Genomic DNA, 15,159 nt, shown 5'->3' on the forward strand with positions numbered 1-15,159 from the left:
CCGCATAAACACTATACTTTCAAGTATTTTGAAGTATAGAAAAAACTCATTTTACCACGAATTTACCACGATTGAATGAGCCTTGATATGACCTATAAAATAACACCCAAAAGACATCATTACACCTAAATGGTGTCTTTTTAAAAAGCAGTCAATCCTAAGACTAACTGCTTTGTGTATAGAGATATGAAATTGTGAAATAGAATTTGCCTATTTCAAATCAAAAAGAGAATTTTCATAGTCCTTTACATAGTATCGTATATTTTTACGCCCCTTTTGAATAATGGTATGTCCCTCTGCTTCTAATTTTTCTTTCTGTGCTTCAATACCATTTGGATATTTAGCATTTAATTCTCCGTTTGCTTTTAATGTTCTCCAATAGGGTGTTTCATCTTCGGAACGCTGATAACTCGCCCACGCTACAATAGAAACAAATATACCCGCTGTAATCGGCTCTGTAAAATCTGCACCACTCAATTTTGCAAAGTGTTCTCGTATTTTTCCAACCGTAATCACTTTACCATACGGAACTTTTTTCATTACTTTGTCATAGTCAATCGGGGGAGCAAAATACATTTTGTTTCCACCATATTTCTCAATACTTTTCTGGTCTATGATAATTTGAAATTTTGGCATATCCTTACTATCATGCAACATAGCATTAAAATCTTTTTTATCTTCATTTGCCATTTGTGCCACCTCCTACTTTAAGGATAGTCTGTTTCTTATTTCCATGCAATGAGGCTGTTTGAAAATTATTAACACTTTCAAATTTGTCGCTTTCTTCATATCCATATTATAACAGTTCCATATATCCGCCACAATAAAAATCAGCATACCCTTAGCATTTATGGAACAAAAATGCACACTTTTTCTTTCTTCCTCTTGATTACCCCACAACAGAAAAGAAAAAGCCCTGTCAAGAGCCTTGCCACCATTGGTGGTGCTTTGCACTCTTTACTGGGCTTTTTGTTTGCTGTATCTTCCATGCAAGAGGAAATTAAAGACCTCTGTTCCATTTCGCCTTTAGATAATCTTCATAGTCTGCTTCATTGAAGTCTACTTGTGGAGAAGTGTCGGGAATGTTGTTTCTGTTGTCTATATCCGCAAGCTGACGAAATATCCAATCATCATAAGGGTCATGGTATTTATACTCTTTGGGCTGTTCTCTGTATCGGTCTAACCCTCGCATTTCCTTATGTACTTTTATCATGCGTTCCAGTTTTTGACGCTGTATCAACTGCTTGATTTCCATAAGTTCTTCCAACTCCGTAACCTCATTGGTAATGTAGTTATGGATATACTGTATGAGTTTATATGCCTTGTAAAATGTGCATTCTTTTTCATCATCGAAAAATTCATTTTCAGACAGGTAATCTAAGGAAACATTGAAGTCTTGTTCCCGTTTGATAATATCCATGATATAGGGCTCGGTGTGGTCAATATACTTCCATTCTCCCGACAATAATTCATTGGGTGTTACTCCCAGCACGTCCATTATCTTTTCCAGCGTATCAAAGGTAGGATAATTCACGCCACGTTCAATCTTGGAAAGGCTCTGCATATTGATACCGATTTTGTCCGCAAGTTCCTGTTGTTTCATTCCTCTATGCTTTCTTATGGTCTGTATGTTCTCTCCTAAGAAACTGATTTTCTTTTCGTAATGCTCCATGACTTAGTATAAACACTCCTTTCATTGCTTTTCTTGGTATTTATAAGCATATCATACTTAATATATATCTAAAAGTCAACAAAAACTTCTTGACAAGTAATTCTAATGGCGTTATTATCGTATCAGATAGAGTGATTAAGCACGCTAGGGTCAATCACACGCTTGAGTAAGCATAGAAAAGATGTATTTTCATTTTGATAGCATGAATAAGCATAGACTATCAGACCGAAAATAAGGTTTCTGACTGGGGCTGTTCCGTTTAGCCACGAGCCTTACAAGGCTCGTGAGCGTTAAGAACGGATCAGACACAGGAAGAAAGGGAACGCCTTTAGGCGTTCATAAAGGGCGTATATGTAACACCGCCCTGCGCATACATGTCATAGTACCTAGAAACTGTGATAAATAAAGGAAAAAACACGATTTTTACCCCGCAAAAAAACGGGAAGTACGAAAGGAGTAATGCACTATAACTACACACAAAAATTTATCCGTTAAGATTGATTACATCAGCATTGTATTTGATACTACAACCGCAGAAGATATCATCATGCACATTTTAGGTTTACCGACTGACATTTTCAATGTTTATCCAGCAACGATAAAATTCAAGACTTATCAAGCACGCTGGCAGATTGGAGATATTTATGTATCGGGGGACGCAAGAAAGACAGAGGACAACCCACAGGGGCTAGGCTGTTATCTTGTTATGACTGGCAGAGGTTGTGATGATATTTTCCGTATTCTCGACAGTAGGAATTATACCTTTGGGGATATGTTCCGACGTTGCGAGCGAAGATACGGACTGGATAATTTCCATTTCACAAGACTTGATATTGCCATTGACGATAAGAACGAAAAGCCATTCTTTACCATTGAGCAGATAAAGAAGAAATGCGAAAAAGAGGAATTTATCTCAAACAGTGAGGGCTACCACTTTGATGAAAGCAAGTTTGACGATTTCGACACCGCAAAGACTGTTTATATCGGTGCTGGAAAATCTGGATTATCCTACCGCTTTTATGATAAGGATAAAGAAGTCTGTTCAAAACATAATAAGACGCTTGAGGAAGTCGGCAGTTGGAAACGGACAGAAATGCAACTGCGTGATGATAAGGCTCATGCTTTTGCCATGACATTCAAGGACAGACCGCTGGAACTTGGGGAACTGGCTTTCGGGCTACTGGCAAACAACCTACGCTTTGTCGTGCCAAACAGAAACGAAAGTAATAAAAGCAGGTGGAAAACGTGTCGATTTTGGGAACGCTTTTTAGGGGCTGTGGAAGTCTTGAAACTGCAAGTACCAAAACAGCAAAATTCCCTTGAGGAAACACAGCAATGGCTCACAGAGGGTGGCGTGATTTCCGCTGTCAAAAGTTTTTACTTCTTGGAAGAACATGACGCATTAGGTGGACTGGAAAAAGTGGGAACTATGCTTGATAAGGCAAGATACAGCAATTCCCTTTCCAGTAAATTAACCGCCCATTTACAGAGGATAAACCGCACCGACCTTATCCCCTATATCCAGTATGACACGAAACATGGGAAAGGGGGTATCTGATGAATAACAACGATATTCCCGTATGGGAAAAATACACCCTTACCATTGAAGAAGCGTCAAAGTATTTCCGTATCGGAGAAAACAAGTTAAGACGATTGGCAGAGGAAAACAAGGACGCTGGCTGGCTCATTATGAATGGCAACCGCATACAGATTAAACGCCGACAGTTTGAACAGGTTATTGATAAATTGGACGCAATCTAATGCAAATGAGCCTTGTATGTGTTATGATGAACACAAGTCATATCAAGGTTCTTTCCAACAAGGAAAGGAGCAGACACCATGAAAGAAAAAAGACGGGATAACAAAGGACGTATCCTGCATACTGGAGAGAGCCAACGAACAGACGGAAAATACTTATATAAATATGTGGACGCATTTGGAAACACAAAATATGTGTATGCTTGGAGATTGACACCCACAGACCCGACACCAAAGGGAAAACGGGAAAAACTCTCACTTCGTGAACTGGAACAGCAGATAAGACGGGATATTGAGGACGGTATCGACAGCACAGGCAAGAAAATGACACTTTGTCAACTCTATGCCAAACAGAACGCACAAAGGGCAAATGTGAAGAAAAGCACAATGAAACAACGGGAACAACTCATGCGGTTATTGAAAGAGGATAAGTTAGGTGCTAGGAGCATTGATACGATAAAACCCTCTGACGCTAAGGAATGGGCGTTACGCATGAAAGACAAAGGCTTTTCCTATAACACCATTAACAACCATAAACGCTCGTTAAAAGCGTCATTCTATATCGCCATACAAGACGATTGTGTAAGGAAAAACCCTTTTGATTTCAAGTTAAGTGAAGTCCTAGAAAATGATACCAAAGAGAAAGTCGCATTGACAGAGGAACAGGAACAAGCCTTACTCTCATTCATCAAGACGGACAATGTGTATCACAAGTATTATGATGATGTGCTGATACTGTTAAAGACAGGACTTCGTATCTCGGAACTGTGCGGACTGACAGTAGCCGATATTGATTTTAAGAATGAAGTTGTGATTATCGACCACCAGTTACTAAAGAGCAAGGAACAGGGCTATTATATTGAAACGCCTAAAACAAAGAGCGGAATAAGGCAAGTGCCATTAAGCAGAGAAACAATACAGGCATTTCAACGGGTTATGAAGAAACACCCAAAGGCAGAACCATTTGTGATAGACGGACGGAGCAATTTCCTATTTGTCAATCATAAAGGCAAGCCCAAAGTTGCGATTGATTACAACGCCTTATTTGTCCGTATGATAAAGAAATACAACAAGCACCACAAGGACAATCCCTTGCCACATATCACACCGCATACGCTACGCCATACATTCTGCACAAGGCTGGCAAGCAAGAACATGAACCCAAAAGATTTACAGTATATCATGGGGCATTCAAACATCAGTATCACAATGAACTGGTATGCTCATGCGTCCATAGATACCGCAAAATCAGAGGTTCAGCGTCTAATCGCATAAAAGTATTTACCACGATTTTAACCACGTTTGATAGAGAAAATATAGGAAGATAGACCTAGATATGTGAGGTTTACCACAAAAGCAAAATGCCCGTAGAGCCGATAAAATAAGGCTTTGCGGACATTTAAGAAGATATAAAAAGATAGTCAAAAAGACATATATAATTTACTCTTAAATACTGATTGAGACGTTTATTGGATTTTTTCACGAATTTCCTCCTTTTTCCACTTGAATCTATGTTTTTCGACATTTTTCTAATACTAAAAATTTTACAGTTGCGCATCGACACGCGCCATGACATATATATCAGTATTATCATATTTTTTCCAAAAACATAGTGTTTTTTTGCGTGGGAGAAAAGTTCTTAAGGGAAAATATTGACAGCAGAAATAAATCCTGCTATAAGATTATATATCAAAAGCATTTATTTTTCTTACTTTTCTTTGCAGAAATATCTGCATCTGTATATTTTCTACCGAAATTCTATAAACGATAGAACAATTGAATGGTTAAGAAATAGTAACGCGTGTATCAGTAAATTTGATACACGCGTGTTTTATCTTTGAATCATTTCATTTTCATCTCAAGGCAATGAACTGCTAGTATTACCATTGAATGCTCTCCGAACCATGAAAATACTTTTTTTAAAAGAACATAGTGTAGCACCTAAAATGACAAATCCACATGTGATTGATCGGACTGTTTCCCATATGTCCGGCAACGATAGGAATCATAGATAGTCCTTTTGCAATATCAAAATAGCGAATACGTTCTTTTGAATTCATTTTAATTTCCTTTCAACTTATTTTTCAACATACTCCAAACTTGTCCTTCAATTTCCAATACAAGCGGCTCCTTCAGTAAAGTCATAATAACTGCATATACTCCAAAATAGATCATTGCAGAAAAACATAACGTGAAAAAGTTTCCCAAAGAACATAATTTTATTAAAAGTGATAATAGACTACTGATTAAAATAGCCAGTAATAACGTTCCATATCTTACTTTTCGATAAGCCTCTGTTACCATAGAGCGTAATGCACCATATTGCACAGCAAATACGACAATTTCAGCTACTAACGTTCCGATTGCAGCACCAGAAGATGCTAGCATTGGAATAAGAATTGCGTTAAGTATTAGATCAACGATTGCGCCGGCAATTTCTGAGTAAAGAACAGTTTTTTCTTTTCCGAGTGGAACCAGCATCTGGATGCCCATAATATTTGTCAGTCCAATCAATAACAACGTTGGCATAATAATCTGCATTGGTTGAATTGCTCCGCTATAAGCAGAACCAGAAAGAAAGAAAATTCCTTCCTTTGCAAATAGCATAAAATAAACCAATAATGGAGTAGCTAATAGAAAAACAAAATGTATCGCTTTTTTTGCTACGCGATAAAACTCGTCCATCATATCATGTTCCACATAATAAGAAGCCCTTGGCAGTAAAACAGTTCCCAGTGAAGTGACAACTCCAAGTAAAACATTTTTAATTTTTACTGCCGCATTATAATACCCAACATCTACATCTGTTTTCAAGAATCCTAACATTACGGTATCCAGATTGGTGTAGATGGTTGTTGCACAGGACATTGCAAAGAAGATTAAAATTGCTTTTAAATGGCGTCGAAACTTATAATTTCCAATCGGCTTTAACTGAATATATTTATGGACATGAAAGAAATTAAAAATATTAGACGCTGAAGCAGCAAGAATAGATAATGCACCATAAACAACAGTATCATTACTTTGTTTTACCAATAAAAACATAAAGATCAATGCAACAAATTTGAAGATAATGGAACGAACCGTAATATAGGTATACTGCTCCAGTGCTTTATAAAGCCATTCCACACCAATTGCATTAAATAAAATAGTCAAACTAATAATTAAAAACAATGGTTTATTTTGGGAAAATCTCGAGACGGTAAAGAGTGCAATAAAAAAAGCAATATATGTGAAAATACACATGATCAAATTGATCAGAAACAGTTCCTGAACAGTACGTGATAAAGTTTCCTTATCATCACGTACTTTTGCACATGCACGAATACCATAAGTTGGGATTCCAAGCTGTGAAAACATACAAAAATAAGCCACAACAGATGTGGCAAATGATACCATTCCGGTGCCGGCAGGTTGTAAAACCCTTGATATGTAAGGAAATGTAATCAAGGGAAATACAAACTGCGACATCGTCAGAATGGCATTCATGATGAAATTTAGTTTGAGTGATTTTTTTTTCATATACAAAACCTATTATACGAGTTCTATGTGTAGCCAATCATTTGATTTTTTCATAATGGAATCTAACTCTTCTCGACTATCAAATTTTAAAAACATATCCCCTAAAGACATGTTTGCTCCAGTAAAAGGTTTTACATATTCACCAGGTTTTACAGATAAATCTACAACCTTTACATATTTTTTTTGAATATCTGGATCAATGGTAATTCCCTTTAGAATACCACACTCTCCAGGACGAGCATGAATTACCATTTCACACCAATAGCCATCACATTCATTTTGTTGAATATTAAGAAGAGGCATACCAACAGCTTTTCTAATTTCATTTTCAATAAGATTAACATGAAAAGCCATATGCTGTAGTTCGGCAATTTTACACCCTCCACCGCGTGGAGATACTTCCATGATATACGGTTTTCCATCATTGCCAACACATGTTTCAATATTATAAATTCCAGTTTGCATTCCTAGCAGATCTATAAGCCGTTGTGTTTCTTTAGTTAAATAATCTTGGCATTCTTTTTCCATAGATGATGGCCAAATAATATATGCTGGTGTATATGGATTATCTGCTTCTTTATCAAATAATTGATCTGAATATGTAACAAATTCTAATTTCCCATTTACTGAAAACGGATCGGCGCTTGAATGATATCCTCTAAAAGTCAAGAAATCCTCAATAATAAATGCTCCGTTATGCGAACCGTTCATAGCAATCTTTATGGCTAATCTTAATTCATCTGGTGTATTAACTTTTGAAACGCCTTTACTTCCAGCGGAATCTACTGGTTTTACAATTACTGGCCAATTAAAGAAATCGACATCACTAAAAGGAGCTTCGGGATCAACATATCTTTTGGCACGTGGTACATTAAAACCATGTTCTGTTAAAAATTCACGAAATAATCCTTTATCCTGTAAAATACAGGTTGATTCATAAGATCCTTGAAAAGGAAGATTCATTTTTTCAGCAATATAGGCAGCCGTAACAACACCAGGATCACATGCAAAAGAAATAATGCCATTAATATCTAATCTCTGTGCCGCTTCTAAGGTAGCTTCTTTATCAATAATACTTACATTACAATATTCATCAGAATATTTATGGGCAATATTACCTGGTAAATAATCACATGTGATAACATATAACCCTAATTTATGTGCAATTTCGATAACAGGAACTGCATAACGCGAACCACCTAAAATCATTAATTTCTTCATACTTCCTCCAATTTCCTGTTGTAGAATTAGTAAATATTTTCCTTTTCCATAATTTCTTTTATTGCATTTTTTAAATAGTGACCTTGGCGTAATTTTTCACTAATTTTTACAACATTATGTTTCATGACACTATATTCTTCGATATCCATATTTTTCAATATATCATTTATTTCCTTAAGACTTCGGACTGTAAAACCAACATGGTTTTCTAAAACAAATGGGGCCAGTGCCGCTTCTTCCCAAATAATGACAGGTAACCCTGAGGCAAGAAACAGGCTACATTTATGTGGATTGTTATATTTGATATATTCTCCTGCATTACCATGGCAGCCATCCAATTCTGTCCCATCCCATACAAGACCAAATCCTCCGATTAATTTTTCGGGAAGCTCTTCAGGGGAGCATTGTCCATAATATTGAATATTTTTCCCATCATTTCGAGCATCATAATTTGGCCCGAACAAATTGATTTTATAATCCAATTTACCAAGCTTATCAAGTTGATAAATATAGGTTGCTTTTTGAGGATCCAGATTTCCGGCAATTACAACTGTTTTATAATCATCCTTATTAAAGTCTGGCAAATCACACTCATGGAGATAATCGAATATTTTTAAATTCACGATCTTTGAAGAGTCAAATCCACGTTCCACCAAATATTTTGTCATATTTTCATTATGAGAAATAATATAATCGGATTTTTTTAATAATGTTTCATCAGCAATTCTTGAACGATTGTTTAAGATTGTAGAGTTATTTTTAAAAACAAACCGTCTTAAAGATTCCAAATCATGAATAAGGGTTATAAATTTACATTTTTTTATTTGCTTGCACACATTTATAAATTTATTAGCCACAAGAATATTTTCGTTTGGATGCTGTATAATTACATAGGAATTCTTTTTTACTACAAAGAGTAAATTAATCCAATTTTTTATTCCTATAAAGAGTGCAAAAAAACGAGTAATATTTAGATTCTTAAAACTATGTACAGGAGAAAACACTATTTCCTGAGCCCCTATTTTACGACAAATTGTCGTGACGTCTTCTGGAGCCTTTGCTCCTGCAGTTGTTTTATTCTCTTTTTTTACACTCATGCAATATAATTTCATTTACTTTTACCTTTCAATATGCTTTTGATATAATTGTTCGTATAGTTTTTCTAATTTGACAGCTTCTTTGTATATATCATATCCTTCATTTTTTACTAATTCAGAACAATCCGAGCGTTTTTTTTCAAGTTGCTCCAAAACCAGCTTAGCCCACTCGTTTACAGGAGCTAAAAGCGAAAGGCTGTAATAATTAGGACTTATATTTGCTTCCTGTGGTATGACACTTGAGGCAATTACTGGTAGTCCGGAACATTGCGCTTCGATTGCGACAATTCCAAGCCCTTCAAAGTTAGATGGGAATACAAACACATCAAATGTTTGCAAGTATTCATGTACATTGGGAATTGCACCTGTAAATATTATTTTATCTATAATCCCCATTCTTTTAGCTAATTCCATAATTTGAGGTCTAAATTTTCCATCTCCAATCATTAATAATCGGGTCGCCGGCTCAGTTTTTAATACCTCATTGAAGATTTTGAGTACAAATTTTTGGTTTTTCTGCCGAATATCCTCATATCTTCCTATGTGACCTAATACAAAAGCTTTTTCTAGGCAAAGTTTTTTTCGTAGTTCTTGTCTTTTTTCTGGATTATATTTAAATTTTTGGGTATTAATCGCATTGGCAATTATAACTATATTTTTGCAATTTTTTTTCCCAAAAACACTTTCTCCTGCCGTTAATCCACACGCAAAATAATCAGTGGCATTATGAACATTTACTTTTAATCCCATTTGATAAAGACATTTAATTAATTTACTTTTTTCTTTAAATACGTTCGTATAATCGTTATGTGAATGTAGTATTCGAACAGGTACTTTATATTTTTTTGCAAATATTAAAGGTAATAAATTTTCCGGAAAATGATTATGCACAATATCAAACTGATTTTTCTGAAAAAACTCATTATATTCTTGGAGATTTTGCATCGTAATTTTATGCCCGTGTACATAAGATAATGGATGGACAATAAATCCCATTTCTTCAAAAATCTGTTGGCGTTTCGTATCTGGCGGTATATGAGTAACTACATGAAGTTCAAAATTAGAGCGATCCATATTGCTGAAATAACTTTCCAAAACTTTTTCAACACCGCCATTATGAAACCCTAAAATAAAGTGACAAATTCTAATTTTTTTCATAGTTTTCCTTCCTGTATTTTTTTAGAAGAATTATGTAGACTGTCAAAATACTTATTAAGCATCCACAAACAAATGAAATAAATAAATATAAAATTCCCCGGATGGACAAAAGTTGATTATGCAAACTCAGATTTCCACCTAATAGCATGACGAATATAATTCCAACCAATAAAATATATTTTTGTTTTTTTATTAAATAGCTTTTAAACATCTGAGCACTTATATCAAATTCTTCTAATTTATTAGTAATAAAATTTTTTACGGAATCAGTTTTATTATTTATTTCCAAGTTGTCAAATTCCAAAACGAATATATATGCAATATAAAATCGAAGTATTGGGAAAAAAGTAATAGCAGTAAAAAAATATAATATAAGGAATAAGGTTTCAAAAATACATATTTCAAAACGCTTTGTTTTAAACGAATTTTTAAACAACTTTACATATGGTACAATTAAAAGACTGCTTAGCAACATTCCACCGGTAGCTAATAAATATGGAAAACCAACACTTATTCCTTGTTTATATTTTTCATATTCCATAATGACAGACTGGTTTTCATAACCAACTCCAAGTATAGGAGAATCTAACCACGCTTTTATACATGCTTTCAAATGATCACTTCTTACATTTACTGATCCCGCACCTGAAATGGTAGTTATTTTATGAATCAGAATTCCTAAAACAATCATCATCCCAAGAATAGTCAATATTGAGAAAGCAATTTTATGTATAGAACCCCCTTTTTTAGTAAAAATAATGTTAGCTAAATAGAGGAGTACTGTAATGACTATGAATAAATAGCCTGTAGTAGAAAAAGTTGTAATTATTGTTGCTAGTAATATTAATATTTTCCACCAATGGACTTTATCCATAATAAACAATTCTGCACTAACTGCAATACACAATACAAAATTATACATTGGGGCTTCACAAAATATTCCACAATTTCGAGCTATGAATTGAGTCGCATTAATTTTTAGGAACTGGGCTTCATAATATAAATTATGAAAAGTCCTGATTGCACTGGAATCCCATGTTCCCCAATAAATTGCAGTTTTTTCACTTTCTGAAACTATGTTCAAACATGTTCCAAACACAAAATAGAATAATGAAATAATAGCAAAAATAACAGCTACATTTATAAACGCTTTCCATACAATATTAATATCATCACATAACATCAAAAAGAAGATAAACCAAATAACAGGTAAACAAAACCATGAAAAATATTCATAGAAATCCCCTTGAAATTGATATGCATATGTTAAGCAGCATAAACCAAGAAAAATAATGTTTCTTTTTTGTGAAGACGTTGCTAATTCACGGTGCGAATTATTTAGTAAAAATAATATTATAGATGTTGATATTACTATGATCAGCATACGCCATATGACGTCTGAAAAAGCTAATTCAATATTTGATGTATTTGTCCAAGCACCGCCAGTAGAAATAAAAAGAGAAAACGCAATTCCATAAGCGCCCAAAATAGAGATCAATTTTCTTATATTTAAACTTATATTTTTCATAATTTTAAATCCTTTTATTGTAGTTCATTAAGAAACAAGTCTGTTATTGTATCTTGAATCCAATATCTTTGTTTCCATCTAAATGTCTTACAAAATCGAGAACAGTTCAGCGATAAATTTTTCCAAGAATTATTTTTTTGGAAGGTTAAATCAACATTAATATCAAATCGATTTTTCCCGATGGAAATAACAGTATTTGCTAATTCGCTAAGAGTATATACTTCACTTGATCCGAGATTATAAGTTTCTTGCCAAGTTTTAGGTGAAGATAAAATAACAGATATTAATGCATCAGCCGCATCACGTACATCCAAAAAGCTGAAAATTTGATTTCCGCCAACAATCTGTATATTTTTATGGTTTATAACTTGTTTTACCAATTTATTTGTTATTCGTTGATCAAATCCAATACCAATTAAGCTTGATAAACGTAAATTGGTATGTGGTATATTCTTACACAGTTTATTTACCAATAATTCACTTGCATATTTTCCGATTGCATACTTAGATTCCAAATTTAATGGTGTATTTTCATCAGCCGAATTTTCCCGAATCTGACTATATACACTTTGTGAAGAAATATTAATCACAGATTTTACACCGTTACTAACCGCATTTTCTATAATATCTGAAATATACATTAAGCCGTTTGCTATTTGTTGTCCATCTTCATTTCTTGGAAAAGCACAGTTCAATAAAATATCAACCTCTTCCCACTTGATTTTGTGATAGTCATTTGAATTATAAAATGTAACCCACTTTTTAAATTCACTATATTTTAATGATAACTTTTTAGCTTGTGAGGAGAGAGCCATGATCTCAATTTTGTTTTCCTGAAAATTGCATGCTTGAATTAAATGCTGTCCTAAAAAGCCTCCTGCACCTGTTAATACTACTTTCATTATTCTTCCTCTATTCTGCTATATAACACTTCCATTAATATCCTTCTGCTCAATTCCAGGTAAATTTAATCGCATATTTTCTGTGGATAAAATATTTATCGTATTTTCGATATTATGCATTATAGCAAATAGATGATTTTTGTTTTCCACAACACCTAAGATGCGTACGGTAATTTGCGCAAGTAATCCACGCATATCTTCTGATATAGTTTCACTTGGATAATGTTCAATACACACATCACATACTTCTGGCATTTTTTTGACGGTTTTGCATCCTGTTATTTTTTTTATTGTTCCAGGTGCCGCTAAACATGAAACATTAAAGGCGTATTTTCCTTTTAAAAATGGATCTACCAGTTTTTTTATAGAATACGGCCACATTTTTCCTGTTACTGAATAATAGATTAACATTTCCAAAGGGTCATAACCACACGTAGCTTTTAGTATTTTATATTCTAAAGATCCGGTTAAACGATACCCTATGTCATATACTACACAGTGATTATTTTCAATTTTACATTGCATAAACATCATTCCGTTTCGAATGCCAGCTGCTTTAAACATTTTCTCACATTTTGGTGCTATATCACTGATATAATTATTTAAAATACTCGCTGGAAAAGTATAGCCCACAGGTAGTGGAATAACATCACCTTGATTTTTCTTAACATGGCGATTTCCTATTGTACTTAAATAATATTCGCCATCCTGAAATACCCAAAATACGGTTGCTTCTGGTCCTGTCAGATATTGTTCAATCAAAATTTCTTTTGCTTTAGAATATTTTTGGGCATATTGAATACAATGCTCTAGTTCATCACTTGATTTGCATATAGAAATTCCTCGAGATCCACTACTATCTGATGGCTTTACTAATACTGGATATTCAATTTTCTGGATGGAATCTTTATAATCATTAAGATCTATTTGATATTCTTTGACGGTTGGTACATTGAATTTTCTACAAAGTTCTTTATATAAACTTTTTTTAGTAAATAATTCGAATTGCTGTTTTGTGCCATAACAAGGTAAATTTGCTTTATCACAAATTTCTGCATAATAAGGTAATAGCATATCACTAAAACCAACTAATACACCTTTTATATTTTCTTTGGATATCAAGTTTACAACCGAATCCACATCAAGAATATTTACATTAAAATATTCATCTGCAATTTGTTTCCCCGGAGAATCTTCATACGAATTATAATCTGCTACAATTACATAACACCCTAGTTCTTTTGCTTTTTCTATAATCTGACACGAAATTCGTGTTCCTCCCATAACTAAGACTTTTTTCCCTTTTAATTCTTCCATTTGTTATCCTTTCTGCATTCTACAAATATCTTTCAAGTACATCTATAAGATAATTCATATCCGATATTCTATATCGTTGATCACATGGCAGCGGAACAATGTTTTGGGAGTATTCCCATGCCAACGATAAAGTTCTTCCTGATTCAAATACATCTGGCCATAATGTAGGAATATATATATTATTTTGAAGTAACGATTTTTTTATCTCTTTTGCGTTTTCTGAATATAATGGATACATAAAAGGTCCAATCGGACTATTAAGCTGTAGTCGATTAAAGGTTTTCAAATACTCATGAAGATGATTAAAATTTTTTTCTCTTTTTTCTTTTACATCGTTATAATTTATCCCACGTAATATATGATGAGTTAGTTTTGACATATGTTTTAAAGTTTCAGATGAAAAAGAATCATTATTAGTGGAAGATTCCGCATAAAAACTTTTTCCGTCAACTTCATAACGCCCCAGAATATAGTGGATTCGATTATAAGAATAGTCTAACTCAAATTTATCGCCTAATGCTGTATCCGTATATAGATATCCGCCATCAGAAACTCCGAAATATTTTCGGCAAGAATAAAGTGTATCCACATCTTTTATTGGATATTGAAAAAAAGCCTGCGTGTTATCCAAGATAACATTTTTAAAACATTGTTTGTACAATTGAATATCCATTTGAGATAGTTGACCGTAATAATTAACTATATAGATATACTCATAATTACCCAATTTCCCTGAAAAATTAGGTTTGAAATTTGAATTAATTTCGTAATATTGGAATTCACAAGAACATTTTTCACATATTTCTCTTATTGAAGAACATAAAAAAAGCGGAAGATACATTTTTTTTATTTCTTTTGCTCTTATCAAATATTCAACACAATGTCGTCCACTATTTAATGCAAGAGCATTGTTGTGATATTCAGTTCCAGAATTTTCATCTAATTCAATATATCCGCCTATTTCTTTCATTTACATCCTCTAAA

Annotated in this window: 13 protein-coding genes; 3 read left to right on the top strand and 10 right to left on the bottom strand. The window is 33.7% G+C overall.

What is annotated here, in order from left to right:
* Positions 1-210: 210 nt before the first annotated feature.
* The gene (locus tag KGMB01110_RS04630) at positions 211-690 is read right to left on the bottom strand and encodes an MGMT family protein (RefSeq protein ID WP_002322212.1); all 480 of its coding nucleotides are present in this window, start codon (positions 688-690) and stop codon (positions 211-213) included.
* A 310-nt stretch (positions 691-1,000) separates the two neighbouring features.
* Positions 1,001-1,672 carry a helix-turn-helix domain-containing protein gene (locus KGMB01110_RS04640; RefSeq protein ID WP_002322214.1) on the bottom strand — a complete coding sequence of 224 codons (672 nt, stop codon included), beginning with the start codon at positions 1,670-1,672 and terminating at the stop codon, positions 1,001-1,003.
* Between the two features lie 496 nt (positions 1,673-2,168).
* On the opposite strand from KGMB01110_RS04640, the gene KGMB01110_RS04645 reads away from it, so the two are divergent.
* The 3 genes from KGMB01110_RS04645 (at position 2,169) to KGMB01110_RS04655 (ending at position 4,705) form a co-directional block, all read left to right on the top strand.
* Positions 2,169-3,230, top strand: a complete 1,062-nt coding sequence (locus KGMB01110_RS04645; RefSeq protein WP_259321075.1) for a replication initiation factor domain-containing protein — start codon at positions 2,169-2,171, stop codon at positions 3,228-3,230.
* Complete coding sequence (locus KGMB01110_RS04650) at positions 3,230-3,433, top strand: excisionase (protein ID WP_002607397.1); 204 nt, start codon at positions 3,230-3,232, stop codon at positions 3,431-3,433. The genes KGMB01110_RS04645 and KGMB01110_RS04650 overlap by 1 nt, the downstream gene beginning before the upstream one ends.
* A gap of 78 nt (positions 3,434-3,511) precedes the next feature.
* A complete protein-coding gene (locus KGMB01110_RS04655) occupies positions 3,512-4,705 on the top strand; it encodes a tyrosine-type recombinase/integrase (RefSeq protein WP_021425046.1) in 1,194 nt (397 codons plus the stop codon).
* Positions 4,706-5,491: 786 nt separating this feature from the next.
* On the opposite strand, the gene KGMB01110_RS04665 is transcribed toward KGMB01110_RS04655, so the two are convergent.
* Genes KGMB01110_RS04665 through KGMB01110_RS04700 form a run of 8 tightly spaced genes read right to left on the bottom strand, consistent with a single transcriptional unit; the run spans position 5,492 to position 15,145 of the window.
* A complete protein-coding gene (locus KGMB01110_RS04665; RefSeq protein WP_119297714.1) occupies positions 5,492-6,952 on the bottom strand; it encodes a flippase in 1,461 nt (486 codons plus the stop codon).
* Between the two features lie 12 nt (positions 6,953-6,964).
* Entirely contained in the window at positions 6,965-8,173 is a 1,209-nt protein-coding gene (locus tag KGMB01110_RS04670) for an ATP-grasp domain-containing protein (RefSeq protein ID WP_119297715.1), read from the bottom strand.
* A 26-nt stretch (positions 8,174-8,199) separates the two neighbouring features.
* Positions 8,200-9,270: a glycosyltransferase gene (locus KGMB01110_RS04675; RefSeq protein WP_136626678.1), complete on the bottom strand. Its 1,071-nt coding sequence runs from the start codon at positions 9,268-9,270 to the stop codon at positions 8,200-8,202.
* Between the two features lie 21 nt (positions 9,271-9,291).
* Positions 9,292-10,428 (bottom strand): glycosyltransferase, encoded by a 1,137-nt coding sequence (locus KGMB01110_RS04680; protein WP_119297717.1) that lies wholly within the window; start codon positions 10,426-10,428, stop codon positions 9,292-9,294.
* Positions 10,415-11,956 carry an O-antigen ligase family protein gene (locus tag KGMB01110_RS04685; protein ID WP_119297718.1) on the bottom strand — a complete coding sequence of 514 codons (1,542 nt, stop codon included), beginning with the start codon at positions 11,954-11,956 and terminating at the stop codon, positions 10,415-10,417. The genes KGMB01110_RS04680 and KGMB01110_RS04685 overlap by 14 nt, the downstream gene beginning before the upstream one ends.
* Positions 11,957-11,970: 14 nt before the next feature.
* On the bottom strand, positions 11,971-12,858 hold the full coding sequence (locus KGMB01110_RS04690) for an NAD-dependent epimerase/dehydratase family protein (RefSeq protein ID WP_119297719.1): 888 nt from the start codon (positions 12,856-12,858) through the stop codon (positions 11,971-11,973).
* 18 nt (positions 12,859-12,876) lie between these two features.
* Positions 12,877-14,175 carry an ATP-grasp domain-containing protein gene (locus KGMB01110_RS04695; RefSeq protein ID WP_119297720.1) on the bottom strand — a complete coding sequence of 433 codons (1,299 nt, stop codon included), beginning with the start codon at positions 14,173-14,175 and terminating at the stop codon, positions 12,877-12,879.
* 19 nt (positions 14,176-14,194) lie between these two features.
* A complete protein-coding gene (locus KGMB01110_RS04700) occupies positions 14,195-15,145 on the bottom strand; it encodes a hypothetical protein (protein WP_119297721.1) in 951 nt (316 codons plus the stop codon).
* Positions 15,146-15,159: the final 14 nt, after the last annotated feature.

This window comes from Mediterraneibacter butyricigenes, from assembly GCF_003574295.1.
Taxonomy (GTDB): domain Bacteria; phylum Bacillota; class Clostridia; order Lachnospirales; family Lachnospiraceae; genus Mediterraneibacter_A; species Mediterraneibacter_A butyricigenes.

Coding starts and splice junctions, on each gene's coding strand:
- KGMB01110_RS04665 (WP_119297714.1), bottom strand. CDS start 6,952: ATGAAAAAAAAATCACTCAAACTAAATTTCATCATGAATGCCATTCTG.
- KGMB01110_RS04685 (WP_119297718.1), bottom strand. CDS start 11,956: ATGAAAAATATAAGTTTAAATATAAGAAAATTGATCTCTATTTTGGGC.
- KGMB01110_RS04680 (WP_119297717.1), bottom strand. CDS start 10,428: ATGAAAAAAATTAGAATTTGTCACTTTATTTTAGGGTTTCATAATGGC.
- KGMB01110_RS04640 (WP_002322214.1), bottom strand. CDS start 1,672: ATGGAGCATTACGAAAAGAAAATCAGTTTCTTAGGAGAGAACATACAG.
- KGMB01110_RS04630 (WP_002322212.1), bottom strand. CDS start 690: ATGGCAAATGAAGATAAAAAAGATTTTAATGCTATGTTGCATGATAGT.
- KGMB01110_RS04690 (WP_119297719.1), bottom strand. CDS start 12,858: ATGAAAGTAGTATTAACAGGTGCAGGAGGCTTTTTAGGACAGCATTTA.
- KGMB01110_RS04700 (WP_119297721.1), bottom strand. CDS start 15,145: ATGAAAGAAATAGGCGGATATATTGAATTAGATGAAAATTCTGGAACT.
- KGMB01110_RS04675 (WP_136626678.1), bottom strand. CDS start 9,270: ATGAGTGTAAAAAAAGAGAATAAAACAACTGCAGGAGCAAAGGCTCCA.
- KGMB01110_RS04695 (WP_119297720.1), bottom strand. CDS start 14,175: ATGGAAGAATTAAAAGGGAAAAAAGTCTTAGTTATGGGAGGAACACGA.
- KGMB01110_RS04655 (WP_021425046.1), top strand. CDS start 3,512: ATGAAAGAAAAAAGACGGGATAACAAAGGACGTATCCTGCATACTGGA.
- KGMB01110_RS04670 (WP_119297715.1), bottom strand. CDS start 8,173: ATGAAGAAATTAATGATTTTAGGTGGTTCGCGTTATGCAGTTCCTGTT.
- KGMB01110_RS04650 (WP_002607397.1), top strand. CDS start 3,230: ATGAATAACAACGATATTCCCGTATGGGAAAAATACACCCTTACCATT.